This is a genomic window from Pseudomonas sp. SDO5591_S426, from assembly GCF_054070755.1.
Genome location: NZ_JBSVXD010000063.1, coordinates 1 through 16,857 on the forward strand (window position 1 = coordinate 1; position 16,857 = coordinate 16,857).

The 16,857-nt window shown below is 61.1% G+C and carries 16 protein-coding genes; all 16 read right to left on the bottom strand.

Going from position 1 to position 16,857, the window contains the following annotated elements:
• Nucleotides 1–94: 94 nt before the first annotated feature.
• A complete protein-coding gene (gene urtD, locus ACW9JC_RS14655) occupies nucleotides 95–964 on the bottom strand; it encodes an urea ABC transporter ATP-binding protein UrtD (protein WP_338584479.1) in 870 nt (289 codons plus the stop codon).
• Nucleotides 961–2,040: an urea ABC transporter permease subunit UrtC gene (urtC, locus tag ACW9JC_RS14660; RefSeq protein WP_338584480.1), complete on the bottom strand. Its 1,080-nt coding sequence runs from the start codon at nucleotides 2,038–2,040 to the stop codon at nucleotides 961–963. Before urtC ends, urtD begins: the two co-directional genes overlap by 4 nt.
• Nucleotides 2,040–3,542 (bottom strand): urea ABC transporter permease subunit UrtB, encoded by a 1,503-nt coding sequence (gene urtB / locus ACW9JC_RS14665; protein ID WP_457455615.1) that lies wholly within the window; start codon nucleotides 3,540–3,542, stop codon nucleotides 2,040–2,042. Before urtB ends, urtC begins: the two co-directional genes overlap by 1 nt.
• 161 nt (nucleotides 3,543–3,703) lie before the next feature.
• Nucleotides 3,704–4,969 carry an urea ABC transporter substrate-binding protein gene (gene urtA, locus ACW9JC_RS14670; RefSeq protein ID WP_034149690.1) on the bottom strand — a complete coding sequence of 422 codons (1,266 nt, stop codon included), beginning with the start codon at nucleotides 4,967–4,969 and terminating at the stop codon, nucleotides 3,704–3,706.
• 219 nt (nucleotides 4,970–5,188) lie between these two features.
• The gene (locus tag ACW9JC_RS14675; RefSeq protein ID WP_457455618.1) at nucleotides 5,189–6,199 is read right to left on the bottom strand and encodes a FecCD family ABC transporter permease; all 1,011 of its coding nucleotides are present in this window, start codon (nucleotides 6,197–6,199) and stop codon (nucleotides 5,189–5,191) included.
• Nucleotides 6,196–7,146 carry an ABC transporter substrate-binding protein gene (locus tag ACW9JC_RS14680; protein WP_457455620.1) on the bottom strand — a complete coding sequence of 317 codons (951 nt, stop codon included), beginning with the start codon at nucleotides 7,144–7,146 and terminating at the stop codon, nucleotides 6,196–6,198. Before ACW9JC_RS14680 ends, ACW9JC_RS14675 begins: the two co-directional genes overlap by 4 nt.
• Nucleotides 7,143–7,931, bottom strand: coding sequence for an ABC transporter ATP-binding protein (locus tag ACW9JC_RS14685; RefSeq protein ID WP_457455622.1), 789 nt, complete (start codon nucleotides 7,929–7,931; stop codon nucleotides 7,143–7,145). Before ACW9JC_RS14685 ends, ACW9JC_RS14680 begins: the two co-directional genes overlap by 4 nt.
• Nucleotides 7,932–8,089: 158 nt before the next feature.
• The gene (locus tag ACW9JC_RS14690) at nucleotides 8,090–9,469 is read right to left on the bottom strand and encodes a PepSY-associated TM helix domain-containing protein (protein WP_457455624.1); all 1,380 of its coding nucleotides are present in this window, start codon (nucleotides 9,467–9,469) and stop codon (nucleotides 8,090–8,092) included.
• Nucleotides 9,470–9,578: 109 nt separating this feature from the next.
• On the bottom strand, nucleotides 9,579–11,696 hold the full coding sequence (locus tag ACW9JC_RS14695) for a TonB-dependent copper receptor (RefSeq protein ID WP_457455626.1): 2,118 nt from the start codon (nucleotides 11,694–11,696) through the stop codon (nucleotides 9,579–9,581).
• Between the two features lie 84 nt (nucleotides 11,697–11,780).
• A complete protein-coding gene (locus tag ACW9JC_RS14700; protein ID WP_457455628.1) occupies nucleotides 11,781–12,227 on the bottom strand; it encodes a DUF2946 domain-containing protein in 447 nt (148 codons plus the stop codon).
• A 21-nt stretch (nucleotides 12,228–12,248) separates the two neighbouring features.
• The gene (locus ACW9JC_RS14705; protein ID WP_416129414.1) at nucleotides 12,249–12,728 is read right to left on the bottom strand and encodes a copper chaperone PCu(A)C; all 480 of its coding nucleotides are present in this window, start codon (nucleotides 12,726–12,728) and stop codon (nucleotides 12,249–12,251) included.
• Nucleotides 12,729–12,776: 48 nt separating this feature from the next.
• Nucleotides 12,777–13,175 (bottom strand): DUF2946 domain-containing protein, encoded by a 399-nt coding sequence (locus ACW9JC_RS14710; protein WP_457455630.1) that lies wholly within the window; start codon nucleotides 13,173–13,175, stop codon nucleotides 12,777–12,779.
• A 108-nt stretch (nucleotides 13,176–13,283) separates the two neighbouring features.
• The gene (locus ACW9JC_RS14715; RefSeq protein ID WP_338584490.1) at nucleotides 13,284–13,607 is read right to left on the bottom strand and encodes a helix-turn-helix domain-containing transcriptional regulator; all 324 of its coding nucleotides are present in this window, start codon (nucleotides 13,605–13,607) and stop codon (nucleotides 13,284–13,286) included.
• A 95-nt stretch (nucleotides 13,608–13,702) separates the two neighbouring features.
• A complete protein-coding gene (locus ACW9JC_RS14720) occupies nucleotides 13,703–14,428 on the bottom strand; it encodes a cobalt-precorrin-6A reductase (protein ID WP_457455632.1) in 726 nt (241 codons plus the stop codon).
• Nucleotides 14,425–15,522 (bottom strand): cobalt-precorrin-5B (C(1))-methyltransferase, encoded by a 1,098-nt coding sequence (locus tag ACW9JC_RS14725; protein WP_457455634.1) that lies wholly within the window; start codon nucleotides 15,520–15,522, stop codon nucleotides 14,425–14,427. Before ACW9JC_RS14725 ends, ACW9JC_RS14720 begins: the two co-directional genes overlap by 4 nt.
• Nucleotides 15,515–16,726, bottom strand: coding sequence for a precorrin-6y C5,15-methyltransferase (decarboxylating) subunit CbiE (cbiE, locus tag ACW9JC_RS14730; protein WP_457455636.1), 1,212 nt, complete (start codon nucleotides 16,724–16,726; stop codon nucleotides 15,515–15,517). The genes ACW9JC_RS14725 and cbiE overlap by 8 nt, the downstream gene beginning before the upstream one ends.
• Between the last annotated feature and the right edge of the window lie 131 nt (nucleotides 16,727–16,857).

Here is a 16,857-nt window from a genome sequence, read left to right on the forward strand (position 1 = left end):
CGATCTTTTGATCTTGATCTTCAATGGCAAAAAAGATCGCAGCCTCGTTTCACTCGACAGCTCCTACAAGCTTCTACAGATTCCTGTGGTGACATCAGCGACCGAGATAAACCTCAATCACCCGCTCGTTATCCTGCACCTGTTCCAGCGACCCCTCGGCCAGCACACTCCCCTGATGCAACACGGTGACGTGGTCGGCAATCGAGCCGACGAAGCCCATGTCGTGTTCCACAACCATCAGCGAATGCTTGCCGGCCAGGCGCTTGAACAGCTCGGCGGTGAATTCGGTTTCGGCGTCGGTCATGCCCGCCACCGGCTCGTCGAGCAGGAGCAACTGCGGGTCCTGCATCAGCAACATGCCGATTTCGAGAAACTGCTTCTGACCGTGGGACAGCAAACCAGCGGGACGATTGACCGAGGCCGTCAGGCGAATGGTGTCGAGCACTTCGGCGATGCGATCTTTCTGTTCGCCGTTCAGGCGAGCCCGCAGGCTGGCCCACACCGACTTGTCGGTTTTCTGCGCCAGCTCAAGGTTTTCAAACACGCTCAAGGCTTCGAACACCGTCGGCTTCTGAAACTTGCGACCGATACCGGCCTGGGCGATCTGCACTTCGCTCATCTGCGTCAGGTCCAGGGTTTCGCCGAACCACGCTTTGCCATGGCTGGGCCGGGTCTTGCCGGTGATCACGTCCATCAGCGTGGTCTTGCCCGCGCCGTTGGGGCCGATGATGCAGCGCAGCTCGCCGACGCCGATGTACAGGTTCAAATCGTTCAGGGCCTTGAAACCATCGAAGCTGACGCTGATGTCTTCCAGGGTCAGGATCGTGCCGTGGCGGGTGTTCAGGCCTGGTTCGACCCGTTGACCCAAGCCGATGGCGTCGCGGCTGCTGCCGGCATCCTTGTTGGGCTCCACGGGAAAGAACGCCGGTTCGAGCATGAATTCAGCCGTCGCAGTGGTTCTCATTGTTCACCTCTTTTCTTCAGCAAACCGATCACGCCTTTGGGCAGATACAACGTCACGACGATGAACAGCGCGCCGAGGAAGAACAGCCAGTACTCGGGGAACGCTACGGTGAACCAGCTCTTCATGCCGTTGACCACGCCGGCACCGAGCAGCGGGCCGATCAACGTGCCACGCCCGCCGAGGGCGACCCACACCGCCGCTTCGATCGAGTTGGTCGGCGACATTTCGCTCGGGTTGATGATCCCGACTTGCGGCACATACAACGCACCGGCGAGGCCGCACAACACTGCACTCAATACCCACACGAACAGCTTGAAACCACGTGGGTCGTAGCCGCAGAACATCAGGCGGTTTTCCGCATCGCGCAGCGCGGTCAGCACCCGGCCGAATTTGCTTTGCGCCAGGCGCCAGCCGATGTACAGGCTCGCTACCAGCAACATCACCGTGGCGAAAAACAGCACCGCGCGGGTGCCCGGTTCGGTGATGCCGAAGCCGAGAATGGTGCGGAAATTGGTGAAGCCATTGTTGCCGCCGAAACCCGTTTCGTTGCGGAAAAACAGCAGCATGCCGGCGAAGGTCAATGCCTGGGTCATGATCGAGAAATACACACCCTTGATCCGCGAACGGAAGGCGAAGAAACCGAACACCAGCGCCAACAATCCCGGCGCCAACACCACCAGACACAGGGTCCAGAGAAAGCTGCTGGTGCCGGTCCAAAACCATGGCAGTTCGGTCCACGACAGGAACGTCATGAAGGCCGGCAAACCGTCGCCCGAGGCTTGGCGCATCAGGTACATGCCCATTGCATAGCCGCCGAGGGCGAAGAACAGACCGTGGCCGAGGGACAGCAAACCGGCGTAGCCCCAGACCAGATCCAGTGCCAGGGCGACGATGGCGTAGCAAAGGATTTTGCCGACCAGGGTCAACGTGTAGGCCGAGATGTGAAACGCGCTGTCCGGCGACAACAGCGACAGCAGCGGCAACGCCAACAGCAGAACGAGAATCACCGCACCGACGGCAATCGAGACTTTGGGGCCGGCTTTTTGGGTTGCGGTAACGAGCAGGGGCTGGTTCATCAGTCGATCACCCTTCCTTTGAGTGCGAAGAGGCCTTGCGGACGTTTCTGGATGAACAGAATGATCAGCGCGAGGATGAGGATCTTGCCGAGTACGGCACCGATTTGCGGTTCGAGAATCTTGTTGGCAATGCCGAGACCGAACGCGGCGAACACGCTACCGGCCAGTTGCCCGACACCGCCGAGCACCACCACCAGGAACGAATCGATGATGTAGCTCTGGCCCAAGTCAGGGCCGACGTTGCCGATCTGGCTGAGGGCGACGCCACCGAGGCCGGCAATGCCCGAGCCGAGGCCGAACGCGAGCATGTCCACGCGGCCGGTGGGCACGCCGCAGCAGGCGGCCATGTTGCGGTTCTGGGTGACGGCGCGCACGTTCAGGCCCAGGCGCGTTTTGTTCAGCAGCAACCAGGTCAGCACCACCACAAACAGGGCGAAGGCAATGATCACGATGCGGTTGTACGGCAGCACCAGATTCGGCAACACCTGAATCCCGCCCGACAACCATGCAGGGTTGGCCACTTCAACGTTCTGCGCGCCGAACACCAGGCGCACCAGCTGAATCAGCATCAGGCTGATGCCCCAAGTGGCGAGCAGGGTTTCCAGCGGGCGACCGTAGAGATGGCGAATCACCGTACGCTCCAGCGCCATGCCGATGGCCGCGGTCACGAAAAACGCCACCGGCAACGCAATCAACGGATAGAACTCGATGGCCTGCGGTGCGTAGCGCTGGAACATCAACTGCACGACATAGGTCGAGTAGGCGCCGAGCATCAGCATCTCGCCGTGGGCCATGTTGATCACGCCGAGCAGGCCGAAGGTGATCGCCAGCCCCAGTGCCGCGAGCAGCAAAATCGAGCCCAAAGACATGCCACTGAAGGCCTGCCCCAAGAGCTCGCCGACCAGCAGTTTGCGTTTGACTTGAGCCAGGCTGGTTTCGGCTGCCGTGCGTACACTGGCATCGGCTTCAACGCCTGGATCGAGCAAGCCTTCGAGGCGGGTGCGGGCCAGCGGATCACCGGTTTCTCCGAGCAAGCGCACAGCGGCCAGCCGCACAGCCGGGTCGGCATCCACCAGTTGCAGGTTGGCCAGCGCGAGGCTGAGGGCGGCGTGAACGCTTTCGTCTTGCTCGCCAGCGAGCTGTTGGTCGAGGAATTTCAGCTGCGCCGGTTTGGCGCTTTTTTGCAGTTGCTGCGCAGCGGCCAGGCGAAGTTTGGCGTCGGCGGCGAGCAATTGATGACTGGCCAGGGCGGTGTCGATCAGACCCCGAAGGCGGTTGTTCAGGCGCAAGGTTTTTGGTTGGCCGTCGACGGTCAATTCGCCTTGTTGCAGGGCGTTGATCAGTTCGACACGGGCCGGATCGGGCTGCGCGGCCCAGGCTTCCAGCAGCTTGGCTTGCTGCACGGGATTGGCGGCGACGAAGTCTTCGGCGTCGCCGGCGTGAGTGGCCATTGGCAATAGGAACGCGATAGCCAAGAGAATTCGGTAAAGGGCAGTGGGCATAGAGAGTCGCCTTGACGCGGACAATGTGGGAGCTGGCTTGCCAGCGATGGCATCACCTCGGTGAATCAGGTACATCGAGTCGTCTGCATCGCTGGCAAGCCAGCTCCCACAGGGATTTTTGTCGGACTCGAAAAGTGTCTTCAAGTCCGACATCCTGTGGCTTAGTTGCTCTTCATCGCATAGTCCGGCTTCTTGTCGTTACCCGGAATGAACGGGCTCCAAGGCTGGGCGCGGATCGGTCCTTCGGTCTGCCATACAACGTTGAACTGACCGTCGGCCTGGATCTCGCCGATCATCACTGGCTTGTGCAGGTGGTGGTTGGTCTTGTCCATGGTCAGGGTGTAGCCGGACGGTGCGGCAAAGGTCTGGCCGGCGAGGGCTTCACGGACTTTGTCGACGTCGGTGGACTTGGCTTTTTCAGCGGCTTGCGCCCACATGTGGATGCCGACGTAAGTAGCTTCCATCGGGTCGTTGGTCACCGCTTTATCCGCGCCTGGCAGGTTGTGTTTCTTGGCGTAGGCTTTCCAGTCGGCGACGAATTTCTTGTTCGCCGGGTTCTCCACCGATTCGAAGTAGTTCCAGGCAGCGAGGTTGCCCACCAATGGTTTGGTGTCGATGCCGCGCAACTCTTCTTCGCCGACCGAGAACGCCACGACCGGAACGTCGGTGGCTTTCAGGCCCTGGTTCGCCAGTTCCTTATAGAACGGCACGTTGGAGTCGCCGTTGACGGTGGAGATAACGGCGGTTTTGCCACCGGCCGAGAACTTCTTGATGTTGGCGACGATGGTTTGATAGTCGCTGTGACCGAACGGGGTGTAGACCTCTTCGATGTCCTTGTCGGCCACGCCCTTGGAGTGCAGGAACGAGCGCAGGATTTTGTTGGTGGTACGCGGGTAGACGTAGTCGGTGCCGAGCAGGAAGTAGCGCTTGGCGCTGCCGCCTTCTTCGCTCATCAGGTATTCAACGGCAGGGATCGCTTGCTGGTTCGGCGCGGCGCCGGTGTAGAACACGTTCGGCGACATTTCTTCGCCTTCGTACTGCACCGGGTAGAACAGCAGGCCATTGAGTTCTTCGAACACCGGCAACACCGATTTGCGCGACACGGACGTCCAGCAACCGAACACCACGGCGACCTTGTCCTGGGTTAGCAGTTGACGGCCCTTTTCAGCGAACAGCGGCCAGTTCGACGCCGGGTCCACGACCACCGGCTCCAGCATCTTGCCGTTCACGCCGCCCTTGGCGTTGATCTCGTCGATGGTCATCAGCGCCATGTCTTTGAGCGACGTTTCGGAGATCGCCATGGTGCCGGACAACGAATGCAGAATACCGACCTTAATGGTCTCGGCGGCCTGGACAGTCCAGGTCATGCCCATCGCGGCAATGGATGCCGAGAGTGTGAAAGCCTTGATCAAACTGCGACGCTTCATTGTGCGATCTCCATGAACTTATGAATTTTCTTGGTTGGCAGATGCGGACTACTGAAGGGTCTTTAGCAAGGGCTGTGCCCGGTCGGGAAAAGGCAGGGAAATGTCGTTTTAGAGCGGTTGCGCGGTTGGGTGGCGCACCATGAAGGGACGGCTTGCGTGCACTGGTGCGCTGCAATGCGCCACATTGGCGCACTGATACCTGTGGAGGAAGGAGATCGGTTAGCGGCGACGCATCAGGCCGATAAAGAACAAGCCGCCAATGGCTGCTGTGGCCACGCCAATCGGTAAGTCTTCCGGGGCGATCATCGTGCGGGCGGCGACATCGACCCAAACCAGAAACACACTGCCGAGCAACACGCACACCGGCAGCAATCTTCGGTGTTCAGCCCCGACCAGGCGCCGCGCAATGTGCGGCACCATCAGCCCGACAAAACCGATCGAGCCGCTGATCGACACCAGCACCCCGGTCATCAATGACGCGATCAAAAACACCCGCAAGCGAACGGTGCGCGCATTCAATCCCAGGGTCACCGCCGTTTGTTCCCCGGCCATCAGCGCATTCAACGGTCGCGCCATGCCCAGCAGCAAAACCAGGCCGAGCAGCACACTGACGGCTGGCACAGCCAACAACTCCCAACGCGCCAGCCCGAGGCCGCCAAGCATCCAGAACATCACCGCCGAACTGGCGCGGTGGTCGCCCATGAACAGCAGCAAGTTGGCGATCGCCATCATCACGAACGACACCGCCACCCCGCACAGCAACAGGCGATCACTGTCCAGTCGACCGTGACGGCTGGCGATCATCAGCACCACCAACATGCTCAGCAGTGCACCGATGAACGCTGCAATGGGCAAGGTGAGCAGGCCGACGATTTCACCGACGTGCAGCACCACGATTACCGCGCCGAGCGTCGCGCCAGAGGTGACCCCGAGCAGATGCGGATCGGCCAGCGGATTGCGCGTCACCGCTTGCAGCACCGCGCCAATCAGCGCCAGCCCGGCGCCCACCAACGCACCGAGCAACATGCGCGGCACGCGGATCAACCAGACGATATGTTCCTGCCCGGCGCTCCAGTCCGGCACACCGAAACCGAACAACTTGTGCAACAGAATCCGCCACACCACGTCCACCGGTACCCGCGCCGGACCGAAACCCAGCGACACCACACACGACACCAGCAACAGCGCGCCGAGGGCAACCAGCAGCAAGGCGTAGCGACGATTGATCATGCGCCGTGGAAACCCTTGGCCAGGGTTTCGACGGCCAGCACGTTATCGATCCCCGGCGTGGCTTGCACATAAGGAATGACGATGAAGCGCTGGTGCTTGATCGCGTCCACCGATTGCAGCGCTTTGTTGCTGCGCAAGAATTCAATCTTCTGTGCGGCTGTGACTTCGCCGTAGTCGACGATCACGATCACCTGCGGATTGCGCTCGACAACATTTTCCCAGTTGACCCGGGTCCAGCTCGCGTCGACGTCGTCGAGAATGTTTTGCCCGCCCGCCGCATCGATCAGCGCTTGCGGCATGCCCAAACGGCCGGACGTCATCGCCCGGTCTTCGCCACTGTCGTACAGGAACACCCGTGGTTTGTCGGCGGGCAGGTCTTTGCGAATCTCGGTGACTTGCGTCTGCATCCTGGCGATGACCGCGTTGGCGCGATCCTGCACGTCGAAGATTTTGCCGAGGTTGCGCAGGTCGTTGTAGGTGTCTTCCAGACTGGCCGGCGGACGCTTCATCACGAAGGCGCAAGATTCGGTCAACTCATACACATTGATACCCAGCGGTTGCAGGGTTTGCGGTGTGAGATCACCGCCGACGCGCATGCCGTAATCCCAACCGGCGAAGAAGAAATCGACGTTGGCATTGAGCAGGGTTTCCACCGACGGGTACTTGGCCGCCAACTCCGGCAAGCCGTCGAGGATGGTCTGCATCTCGGGCGTCACCGACTTCCAGCCAGACACACCGCTGTAGCCGGCCATCTGTGGCTTGAGGCCGAGGGCGAGCATCATCTGGGTCATGTTGATGTCGTGGCTGACTGCGTGTTTCGGAGCTTGCTGGAAGGTCACCTCACGGTTGCAGCTCTGGATCGTCAATGGGTAGTGCGTGGCCTCGGCGAATGCCTGGGCGCTGCCCAGCAACAGAACGAGGGAAAGACTGGAGCGCAGAAAATTCATGGTTGGGTTATCCAGGTAATTCGTGGGTAGCCGTGCAGGGGATGTTCATCGATGAGCGCTTCGACGCCGAACACGTTGCGTAGCAGCGCAGCGTTGAGGACTTCTTTTGGCGTGCCGCTGGCCACGATGCGACCGTGATTGATCACGTACAGCCGATCGCAGAATGCGGCGGCCAGATTCAGGTCGTGGATGCTGGCCAGGGTGCCGATCTTCAGGCGTTTGACCAGCTGCAACAGCTCCAGCTGATAGCGTGGGTCGAGGTGATTGGTCGGCTCGTCGAGGATCAATAGTTGCGGTTGCTGGGCCAGGGCGCGGGCGAGAATTACTCGCTGTTTTTCACCGCCGGAGAGGGTGGTGAACGCGTGGTCTTCGAAGCCCTTGAGGCCGACCGATTCCAGAGCCTGGCTAGTGAGATTTCGGTCTTCGATCGTGTCGCCATCGAACAGGCCTTTGTGCGGCGTGCGACCCATGGCAACCACCTCGTCCACGGTCAGGCCGAAGGCATCGGGAAACTCTTGCAGCACCACGGCGATGCGTTGCGCGCACCAGCGTGAGGATTGCTTCCAGACGTTTTGATGGTCGAGCCGGACCTCGCCGCTTTCCGGTTTGCTGAAGCGCCAGGCACAACGCAGCAGGCTGGTCTTGCCGCTACCGTTGGGGCCGATCAACCCGACAAACTCCCCGGCAGCCACGTGCAGCGAGGCATCGCGCAGCTGGAACTGGTGATGACAGTGACCGTGGCCGAGGGGTGTCCAGGCGAGGTTTGTGAGGTTCAGCGAGGTCATGCAGTGGCTCTTGAGGTGATGCTGATGGCCCCATCGCTGGCAAGCCAGCTCCCACAGGTTTTGCGCAAGGCCTGTGGGAGCGAGCTTGCTCGCGATGGGGTCGGGGTGACATGCGCGAGGATTCTACAGACATCTCTAAACCGCGCATCTCGCCTGTTTCATGATGAAGATGAGGCCGACTCAGTCTGTCGAGTGAAGCGCGACAACACCACGCGATCCAGCAACCACACCACCACCAAAGAAGCCCCCACCAACGGGAACGCCACCGCCAGCGCGAACATGATCACCATCGCGGTTTTCCATTTCGGCAGGTCGTGGCGCAGCGGCGGTACTCCGAACTTGCCTTGCGGACGACGCTTCCACCAGATCACCACACCGCTGACGGCGCTGAGCAGGATCATCAGGCAAATCAGCAACACGATGATCTGGTTGACCACACCGAACATCTTGCCTTCGTGCAGCATCACACCGATTTCCGTGGCGCGGGCGACGGTGCCGTATTGTTCGTAGCGCACATCGGCGAGGACCTTGCCGGTGTACTGATCGACATGCAGGGTGGCATCGTTGCGCGGATCATCGGCGAACACGGCGATGGTGAATACGCCGGTGGCGGTGGTCGGGAAGGTGATGCTGTAACCCGGTTCAACCTTGCTTTGGGTGGCGATGTTCTGCACATCTTGCAGGCTGATGGTCGGCGCGGCCGGGCCGGCTTGTGCGCCACCGTGGGCCATGTGTTCGGCGTGATCGCCGGACATTGGCATCGGTGTGTTTTCCATCGCCCATGGCACGGTCTGGTGGGTGGCGCTGTTGAGGCTGCGAGCCTCGACATCGGACTTCGGTACGTCATCCCACATCGCCGCCGGAAAGACGTTCCAAACGGCCGCGTATTGCTGGCCCCAGAAGCCGGTCCAGGTCATGCCGCTGAGCAGCATCACCAGCAACAGGGACGCGCCCCAGAAACCGGTGACGGCGTGCAAGTCGCGCCACAATATGCGGCCGCGACTGCTCAAGCGCGGCCACAGAATGCCCGCTGCCTGACCGCGCGGCCACCACAGGAACACCCCGGAAACCACCAGCACCACGCCCCAACCGGCAGCCATTTCAACCAACCGGTCACCGACGGTGCCAATCATCAACTCGCCGTGGATCGCCCGCGCGATTGCTTGCAGGTTTTTCTTGGCGTCTTGCTCGCCAAGGATGTCGCCGTGGTACGGATCGACGAATACGTTCAGTTCGTTGCCAGCGTTGAGCACGACAAACTGCGCGCTGCGTTCGGCGTTCACCGGTGGCAGGTACTGCTTGATCGTGCCTTGTGGATACGAGTCCTTGACGCGCTTGAGCAGGTCGTCGGCCGGGATCGTGTGATGGCCGGCGGGGACGTTGAGCAGACTGCTGTACATCAGCGAGTCAAGCTGCGGCTTGAACAGGTAAATGGTGCCGGTCAGGGCCAGCATCACCATGAATGGCGCAACGAACAATCCGGCATAGAAATGCCAGCGCCAGGCCAGGTTGTAGAAATTCACTTTGGGCTGTTTCATCACGTGTGCTCCGCTTGGCTTGGATCTTTTAGTTGTGTGTTGGCGGTTGCTGCGCAACCGATCGCGAGCAGGCTCGCTCCTTCAGCGGAGCGGGCTGCCCACGAAACGCTTAGAAACTCATGTCCACCTTCGTCCAGAGCGTGCGCCCCGGTTCCTTGATGGCTTGCGGGTCATTGGCGGGGTAACCGAAACCGGCGTTACCGGCCAGGTTCAAGTGTTCGGCGTAAGCCTTGCCGAACAGGTTGTCGACGCCGCTGCTGACCTTCCAGTTGTTGTTGATCCGATAGGCACCGTTAAGGGAGAACACGGCGAAGCCGGGTGTCTTGTCGAAGTCCTTGCCGACCACGTTGCCTTTGTTCTGGTCGATGCGGTTTTGCGCGGCGACCACTCTCCACAGTGCGCCGGCGCTCCAGTTGTCTTCGCTATAGGTCAGGCCAAAACGAGCATCCAGCGGTGGCATTTGCGGCAATGCACTGCCATCGCTGCTGTTCTTGCCCCAGGCGTAGGCCAGGGTCGCATCGGCTTTCCAGTTTTGGGTGAAGTTGTAGGCCGCGCCCAGTTCGCCACCCATGATTCGCGCGTCGATGTTCTCGGCTTGCGAGGTCATGCCCATCATTCCGGGCGTGTAGTTGAACAGGATGTAATCGCGTACCTGGCCGACGTAGGCCGAGGCCCAGGCTTCGAGAACTTCGGTCTTGTACTGCAGGCCGAAATCGAGCTGGATGGTTTTTTCCGGCTTGATCGAATCGAAGGCATTCACCGATCCGGCGGGGCCGGAGTTGGGCGAAAACAGCTCCCAGTAATCCGGAAACCGCTGGGTATGCCCCAGGCCCGCATACAACGTGGTCGGACTGTCGGCCAGGTCGTGTTCGTAGCGGATGAAACCGCTGGGCAGGGTATCGGCGCGGGTGTCGTCGGCGGTCGGGTTCGGCCGGGTCATCATTCCCGAACCGGTGGTCTGGCGAAAATCCTTGGCCGAAGCGCGGTCCAGGCGTGCACCGCTGATCAGTCGGTCACGCTCGGCGGCGTACCAGGTCAGCTCGCCAAACACCCCGTAGTTATGGAAGTCGGCATCCTTGGTGTACGGCAGGTCCTTGTAGGTGTCGATGCCCATCGCGCTGCGTTGGCGATGCTCATTGGTCTGCGCGTCGATGCCGCTGATCAATTGCACATCGGCCCAGCGCCAGGTGCCCTTGATTCGCGCACCGAGGGTACGGCGGTCGACGTTGGACGCCATCGGCCCGGCCATCATCCCGGTGCCGGACGGTGTGCGCAGGGTGTAGTTGTCCATGACGTGGTCGGCGTAGTTGTAGTAGACCTGCGCTTCGAGTTTTTCCATCACGTCGCTGATGTTGGATTTCTCAAAACGCAGGCCGAGGCTTTCGCGCTTGAACTGCGAGCCGTCCATGCCGCGCCCGGCGTAACGCGCCTCACCGTCGCCCTTGCCGGCAGTCAGCTCCAGCAGGGTGTCGGCATCCGGGGTCCAGCCGAGTGCGACGTCGCCGTTCCATTTGTCATAGCGCGACGGGACGGTGTTGTTGTTGCCATCCCGATAGTCGTCGGCATGCGCGGTGTTGCCGATCACTCGCACATAGCCCAATGGCCCACCGGCAGCCGCGTCGACCACTTTGTCGAAGCGGCCGTTGGAGCCTGCCAGCACGCTGGCGTTCACCCGTGTGCCAAGTTCGCCGAAGCTTTCCGGCTCGCGATCGAAAAGGATGGTGCCTGCCGAAGCGCCCGGGCCCCAGAGCACGGTTTGCGGGCCTTTGATCACGGTCAGCTTGTCGTAGGTTTCCGGCGAGATGTACGAGGTTGGCGCGTCCATCCGCCCAGGGCAGGCGCCGAGCATCATGCCGCCGTTGGTGAGGATGTTCAGGCGCGAACCGAACATGCCGCGCAGCACCGGGTCACCGTTGGTGCCGCCATTGCGAACCTGGGCGAAACCCGGAATGGTCTTCAGATAGTCCGAGCCATCGCTGGCCGGCACCGGTTGGCGCGGGTCTTTCGGGTTGGTAACGATGGTCAGCGGTGAACTCGGAGCAATGGCGGTGATGACCGTCGGGCTCAGTTCTTCACTGTGACCGGCGTGTTCATCGGCCAGCGCGGAGGGCGCCAGTAACGCACTGCACAGAATCGCAGTGGCGTGCCTGAAACGAATGCTGGATTCGTTCTGGGTAAAAATGGCTTGAGCAGGGCTCAAGCCTGTGTCAGCAGAAAACCTGGACATGACAATTTCCATCGAACAGTCGTAAACGACACGGCCGACAACCAGAAGCTGTCTTCTCAACCGTGTGAAATCAGAGGTGGCTGTTTACGCGATGATGGGTGGGGCGCGGGTGCGGGCGCCGGGGAAGAAAGTTTGCCGGGCATGGCCCAGGCGCGGGGAGGGTATGGTGAACGTGTTGACGGGCGGGATATTGAAGGCGACGAAGGACCCGCCACCGGTCAATGCCGGGCAATTGAACAGCAGGCTGCAATAGCCGCATTTTTCCCAGATTGCATGGTGCCCGGCCGCAGGCGGGCAATGTTCGGCCGAGGGTTGCGCGCCGTGGTCGGCGTGCTCCATTGCCGACATGTCCATGCTCATGTCCATCGACATGTTCATGGACATCGGGGTGCGCGAATCCATCGGCATCGACTGAGAAATCAGCGGACCGATAAAGATCATCAGCATGGCGAACAGGCTGATCCAGCTGCCGCGTGTCAGGCTCGATGGCTGACGACGTGGACTGGATGACCTGGCGCTAAGCGGGCGCATGGGCGTGTTCAGCTCAGTTGGTTACTGGACGTGCGCGTGTTGTTGCGTAACCTCGGGCGCCTGCTTCTGCACCGCCACTTCGACCGTCACGTCACCGGACTTCTCGAAGTGCAGGGTCATCGGAAAGCGCTTGCCGTCGCTGAGCAGACTGCGGTCTTTCAAGCCCAGCAGCATTACGTGATAGGCCATCGGTGCAAACGTGACATTGCCACCGGCAGGGATTTCCACACTCGGAACGAGCTGCATTTTCATCAGGTCGTTCTGCATCACATGCTCGTGCAGTTGCGCTTCGCCAGAGATTGGCGAGTCGACGCTGAGCAAGCGGTCGGCGGTCGTGCCCGAGTTGTGAATCACGAAATAAGCCGCAACGGTCGGCGCATTCGGCGGCAACTCCTGCGACCACGGATGGGCGATTTCCAGTGCGCCGGCCTTGTATTCGTGGGCATTGGCAAAGCAGGCAGGCAGCAGCAACGCGACCAGAACGATGAGTTTGTTCAACATGGCAGTTCTCCAGAGCGATTCAAAACGCAGATCAATTGCGAGAAGGAATCACACCAGAGGCGAGGCGCGGGGATTGAGACTCGGCCATTGCTGGCGCGGTGACGGGGAGTTCAGTGTTGCGGGGGGCAGGCTTCGATTGGCTTCGAACTGCGCGAAATACAACTGCGGCATATGCCCGGGCAACGCCACCAATGGCGCAGAGCCGGAGCAGCACCAGCAATGCTGCATGTTGGAATGATCGTCGTTTTGCGGGGCTTTCTGTTCAATGTCGCCGATGGAGATCGCCACCAGCTTGGTGCCGCCGGACGTGCAGAAACTGCCCCACAACAATTGTTCGGCGGGTGACTTCGCCGACTGCGCCATCGCTCCGGACATCGGCATGGCGAGCATGTTGAACAGCACTGCGAAGCAGGCTATCCAGGTAATTGCGAGCCGTTGTCGGGACATGGGACAAAATCCGTTGGGTGGGCGATCAGGCGCGGGCTATTTAGCCTGATCAGGGCCGATAAGTAAAAAAGCGACGTGCGGTTTGGTGTCGCAGTAAAAACACGTGGCTCAGTGCGCACGTACCGCATGTACTTGTATATCTACTCCCAGCGTAGCTCGAATTACGGCAAATATCGCAGCCAGGTTATCCATGCTTGGGTTGCCTTTGGCAGACAGCATTCGATGGAGACTTTTGCTGGGTTTTGCCGTTTCCTTTGCGAGTTCTTCAAAGCCAACAGTAGCGTTTATGAGGTCGCGCAAGATGATCCGGGCCATTTCAGGTTCGCCGTTAAGAAACAGAGTAGCAGCCTCATCCAACAATGCCTGGGCGAACTCGGGGTCACGTTGGGCACGCTCGGCAATGGTGTGTTTGTAGCTTCGGGTGAGCGCCATGACGTTGTTGTCCTGAACGTATTCTTCGAGTGTGATCACAGGTGGCCCTGAAGGTAACAAATAGGTTACTTATCATGCAAGCCGACCATCCTGCCCTACGAAGTGAACACCAACAACGCGTCAAGTGTTTCCTCAAGCGTCAGAAACTCCCGCTCAACCCCCGGCAACACCGGCCGCTTCAACACCAATACCGGCACCCCACGCTCACGCGCCACTTCCAGCTTCGGCTCAGTAGCCGTGCTGCCGCTGTTTTTGCTGATCAACACATCGATCTGCCGACGTTCAAACAACTCACGCTCATCATCAATCAGAAACGGCCCGCGCGCGCCGATCACTTCGCAGCGCTCGTTGCCGGGATAAACGTCGAGTGCGCGCAGGGTCCAGAATTGCTCCGACGGAATTTCGTCCAGGTGCTGCAATGGCTCGCGGCCGAGGGTGAACAGTGGTCGACGAAAGGGTTTCAGGGCCTGGATCAGCTCGGACCAATCGCTGACTTCACGCCAGTCATCTCCGGCCTGTGCCTGCCACGCCGGGCGCCGCAGTGCCCAGCAGGGAACACCGCTCAAACGCGAGGCAGTCGCTGCGTTTTGACTGATCTGCGCGGCGTAGGGGTGAGTGGCGTCGAGCAGCAGATCGATGCCTTCATCGCGAATGAACTGTGCCAGACCTTCGGCACCGCCATAACCGCCGACGCGAACCTGGCATGTCAGATCCGTCGGCACCCGGCCGATGCCGGCGAGGCTGTAGATATGCTCGGGTCCCAAGGTGCGGGCAATGGCGAGTGCCTCGGTCACGCCGCCGAGCAGCAAGATTCGTTTCATTGAAAAGCTCCCGCGTGGCCGACAATCCCGCCCTGGCGGTCGATGGCAAACACTTCCACCTGAACCTGCGCCGGCACCACGCTGCGGGCAAAGTCCAGGGCGTGCCGGCACACCGCATCACCGAGGGCGACACCGGCGGCGCTGGCCATGGCCAAGGCTTGCTGGCTGGTATTGGCTTCGCGGATGCCTTGCTGCAACGCTATGTCAGCGCCGATCGCGGCGGCCCATTCGGCCAGTTGTGGCAGGTCGATGCTCGAATGCCGGCTGTGCAAATCCATGTGCCCGGCCGCCAGTTTGCTGATCTTGCCGAAGCCACCACAAATGCTGAGTTTAGCCACAGGCACTTTGCGCAGATGTTTGAGCACCGCGCCGACGAAGTCGCCCATCTCGATCAGGGCGATTTCCGGCAGATCGTAGACCCGGCGCATGGTGTCTTCGCTGGCGTTGCCGGTGCAGGCGGCGATGTGCAGGTAGCCGTTGGTTTTTGCCACATCGATGCCCTGGTGGATCGAGGCAATGTACGCGGCGCAGGAAAACGGCCGGACGATGCCGCTGGTGCCGAGGATCGACAAACCACCGAGAATGCCCAAGCGCGGGTTCATGGTTTTCAGTGCCAGGGCTTCGCCGTTTTCGACGTTGACCGTGACCTCGAAGCCGCCGCTGTAGCCGAGCTCGTCGGCCAGCCGGGTCAGGTGATCGCTGATCATTTTGCGCGGCACCGGGTTGATCGCCGGTTCGCCAACGCCCAGTACCAGTCCGGGGCGAGTGACCGTGCCGACACCGCGTCCGGCATTGAAGCGGATGCCCGGCTCATGGTTCAGGCGCACGTGGGAGTAGAGCAGTGCGCCGTGGGTTACGTCCGGATCGTCGCCCGCGTCCTTGATGGTTCCCGCTTCGGCACCTTCATTCGCCAGTCGACAGAACTCCAGACGCATCGGTACGTGCTTGCCCTTGGGCAGGATGATTTCCACCGCGTCCGCCGTGGTGCCAGCGAGCAACAGGCGAGCCGCCGCCAGAGTGGTCGCAGTGGCGCAGCTGCCGGTGGTCAGGCCACTGCGCAGCGGTGCGGGTTGTTCGGCGGTCTCGTCACGCATCGAGAGGCTTCGTCATGTCCAGCACGGTAATCGGCAAGGCCTGGCGCCAAGTATCGAAGTCGCCCAGCGGTTGCGCCTGAGCGATATGAATGCGCGTCAGCTCACCGCCATGCTGTTCACGCCAGGCCATCAGGGTCATTTCACTTTGCAGCGTGACCGCGTTGGCGATCAGCCGGCCGCCAGGTTTTAGGGCTGCCCAGCAAGCGTCCAGCACGCCTTCGCGGGTGACGCCGCCACCGATGAAGATCGCATCCGGAGGTTCGAGGCCGTCGAGGGCTTGTGGCGCGCGGCCGTGAATCAGTTGCAGGCCGGGCACGCCAAGGGCATCGCGGTTGTGTTCGATCAGTTGCTGCCGGCCTTCGTCGGCTTCGATGGCCAGTGCCCGGCAACTTGGGTGGGCGCGCATCCATTCGATGCCGATCGAGCCGCTGCCGGCACCGACATCCCACAGCAGTTCGCCGGGGACCGGAGCCAGGCGTGCGAGGGTGATTGCACGCACGTCACGCTTGGTCAGTTGGCCGTCGTGCTTGAACGCCGAGTCCGGCAGACCGGCCAGTCGTGACAGGCGAGGTGTATTGGGTTCGGCAATGCAGTCGATGGCGATCAGGTTGAGGTCGGCGATGTCGGGATCGGTCCAGTCGCTGGCGATGCCGTCGACACGCCGCTCGGCTTCGCCGCCCAAATGTTCCAGCACGGTAAGTCGGCTCGGGCCGAAGCCGCGTTCACGCAGCAGTGTGGCGATGGCGGCGGGACTGCTGCCGTCGTTGCACAACACCAGCAAGCGCACGCCGCTGAACAATTGCGCGTTGAGCGCGGCGACGGGGCGGGCAACCACCGACAGCGTCACCACGTCCTGCAATGGCCAGCCCATTCTGGCAGCGGCCAGCGAGCAAGAGGAGGGGGCTGGCAGTGTCAGCATTTCATTGGCCGATACCCGCCGCGCAAGGCTGGCCCCGACGCCGAAAAACATCGGGTCGCCGCTGGCCAACACACAGACGGGCTCGCCACGCAGGGCCAGTACCGGATCAATGGAGAACGGACTCGGCCAGAATTGGCGGTCGCCACGAATGCAAGGCGGCAACAAATCCAGATGCCGTTGACCGCCGAAGATCCGTGAGGCACGCAGCAGCGCATGCCGGGCGTTCTTGCCCAGACCTTTGAAACCGTCTTCACCGATGCCTACAACTGTCAGCCAGGGCGTCATGCCTGCTCCTTGAAAAAGTGCCCCACGACCAGGTCGGGACTGGGCGGAATGATACCGCGTCGCTGCGGTTTTTTACGTATTCCACGCAGCTCAAACCGCGCCCGTTAAATATCCTGTGTTACTCCACAGAT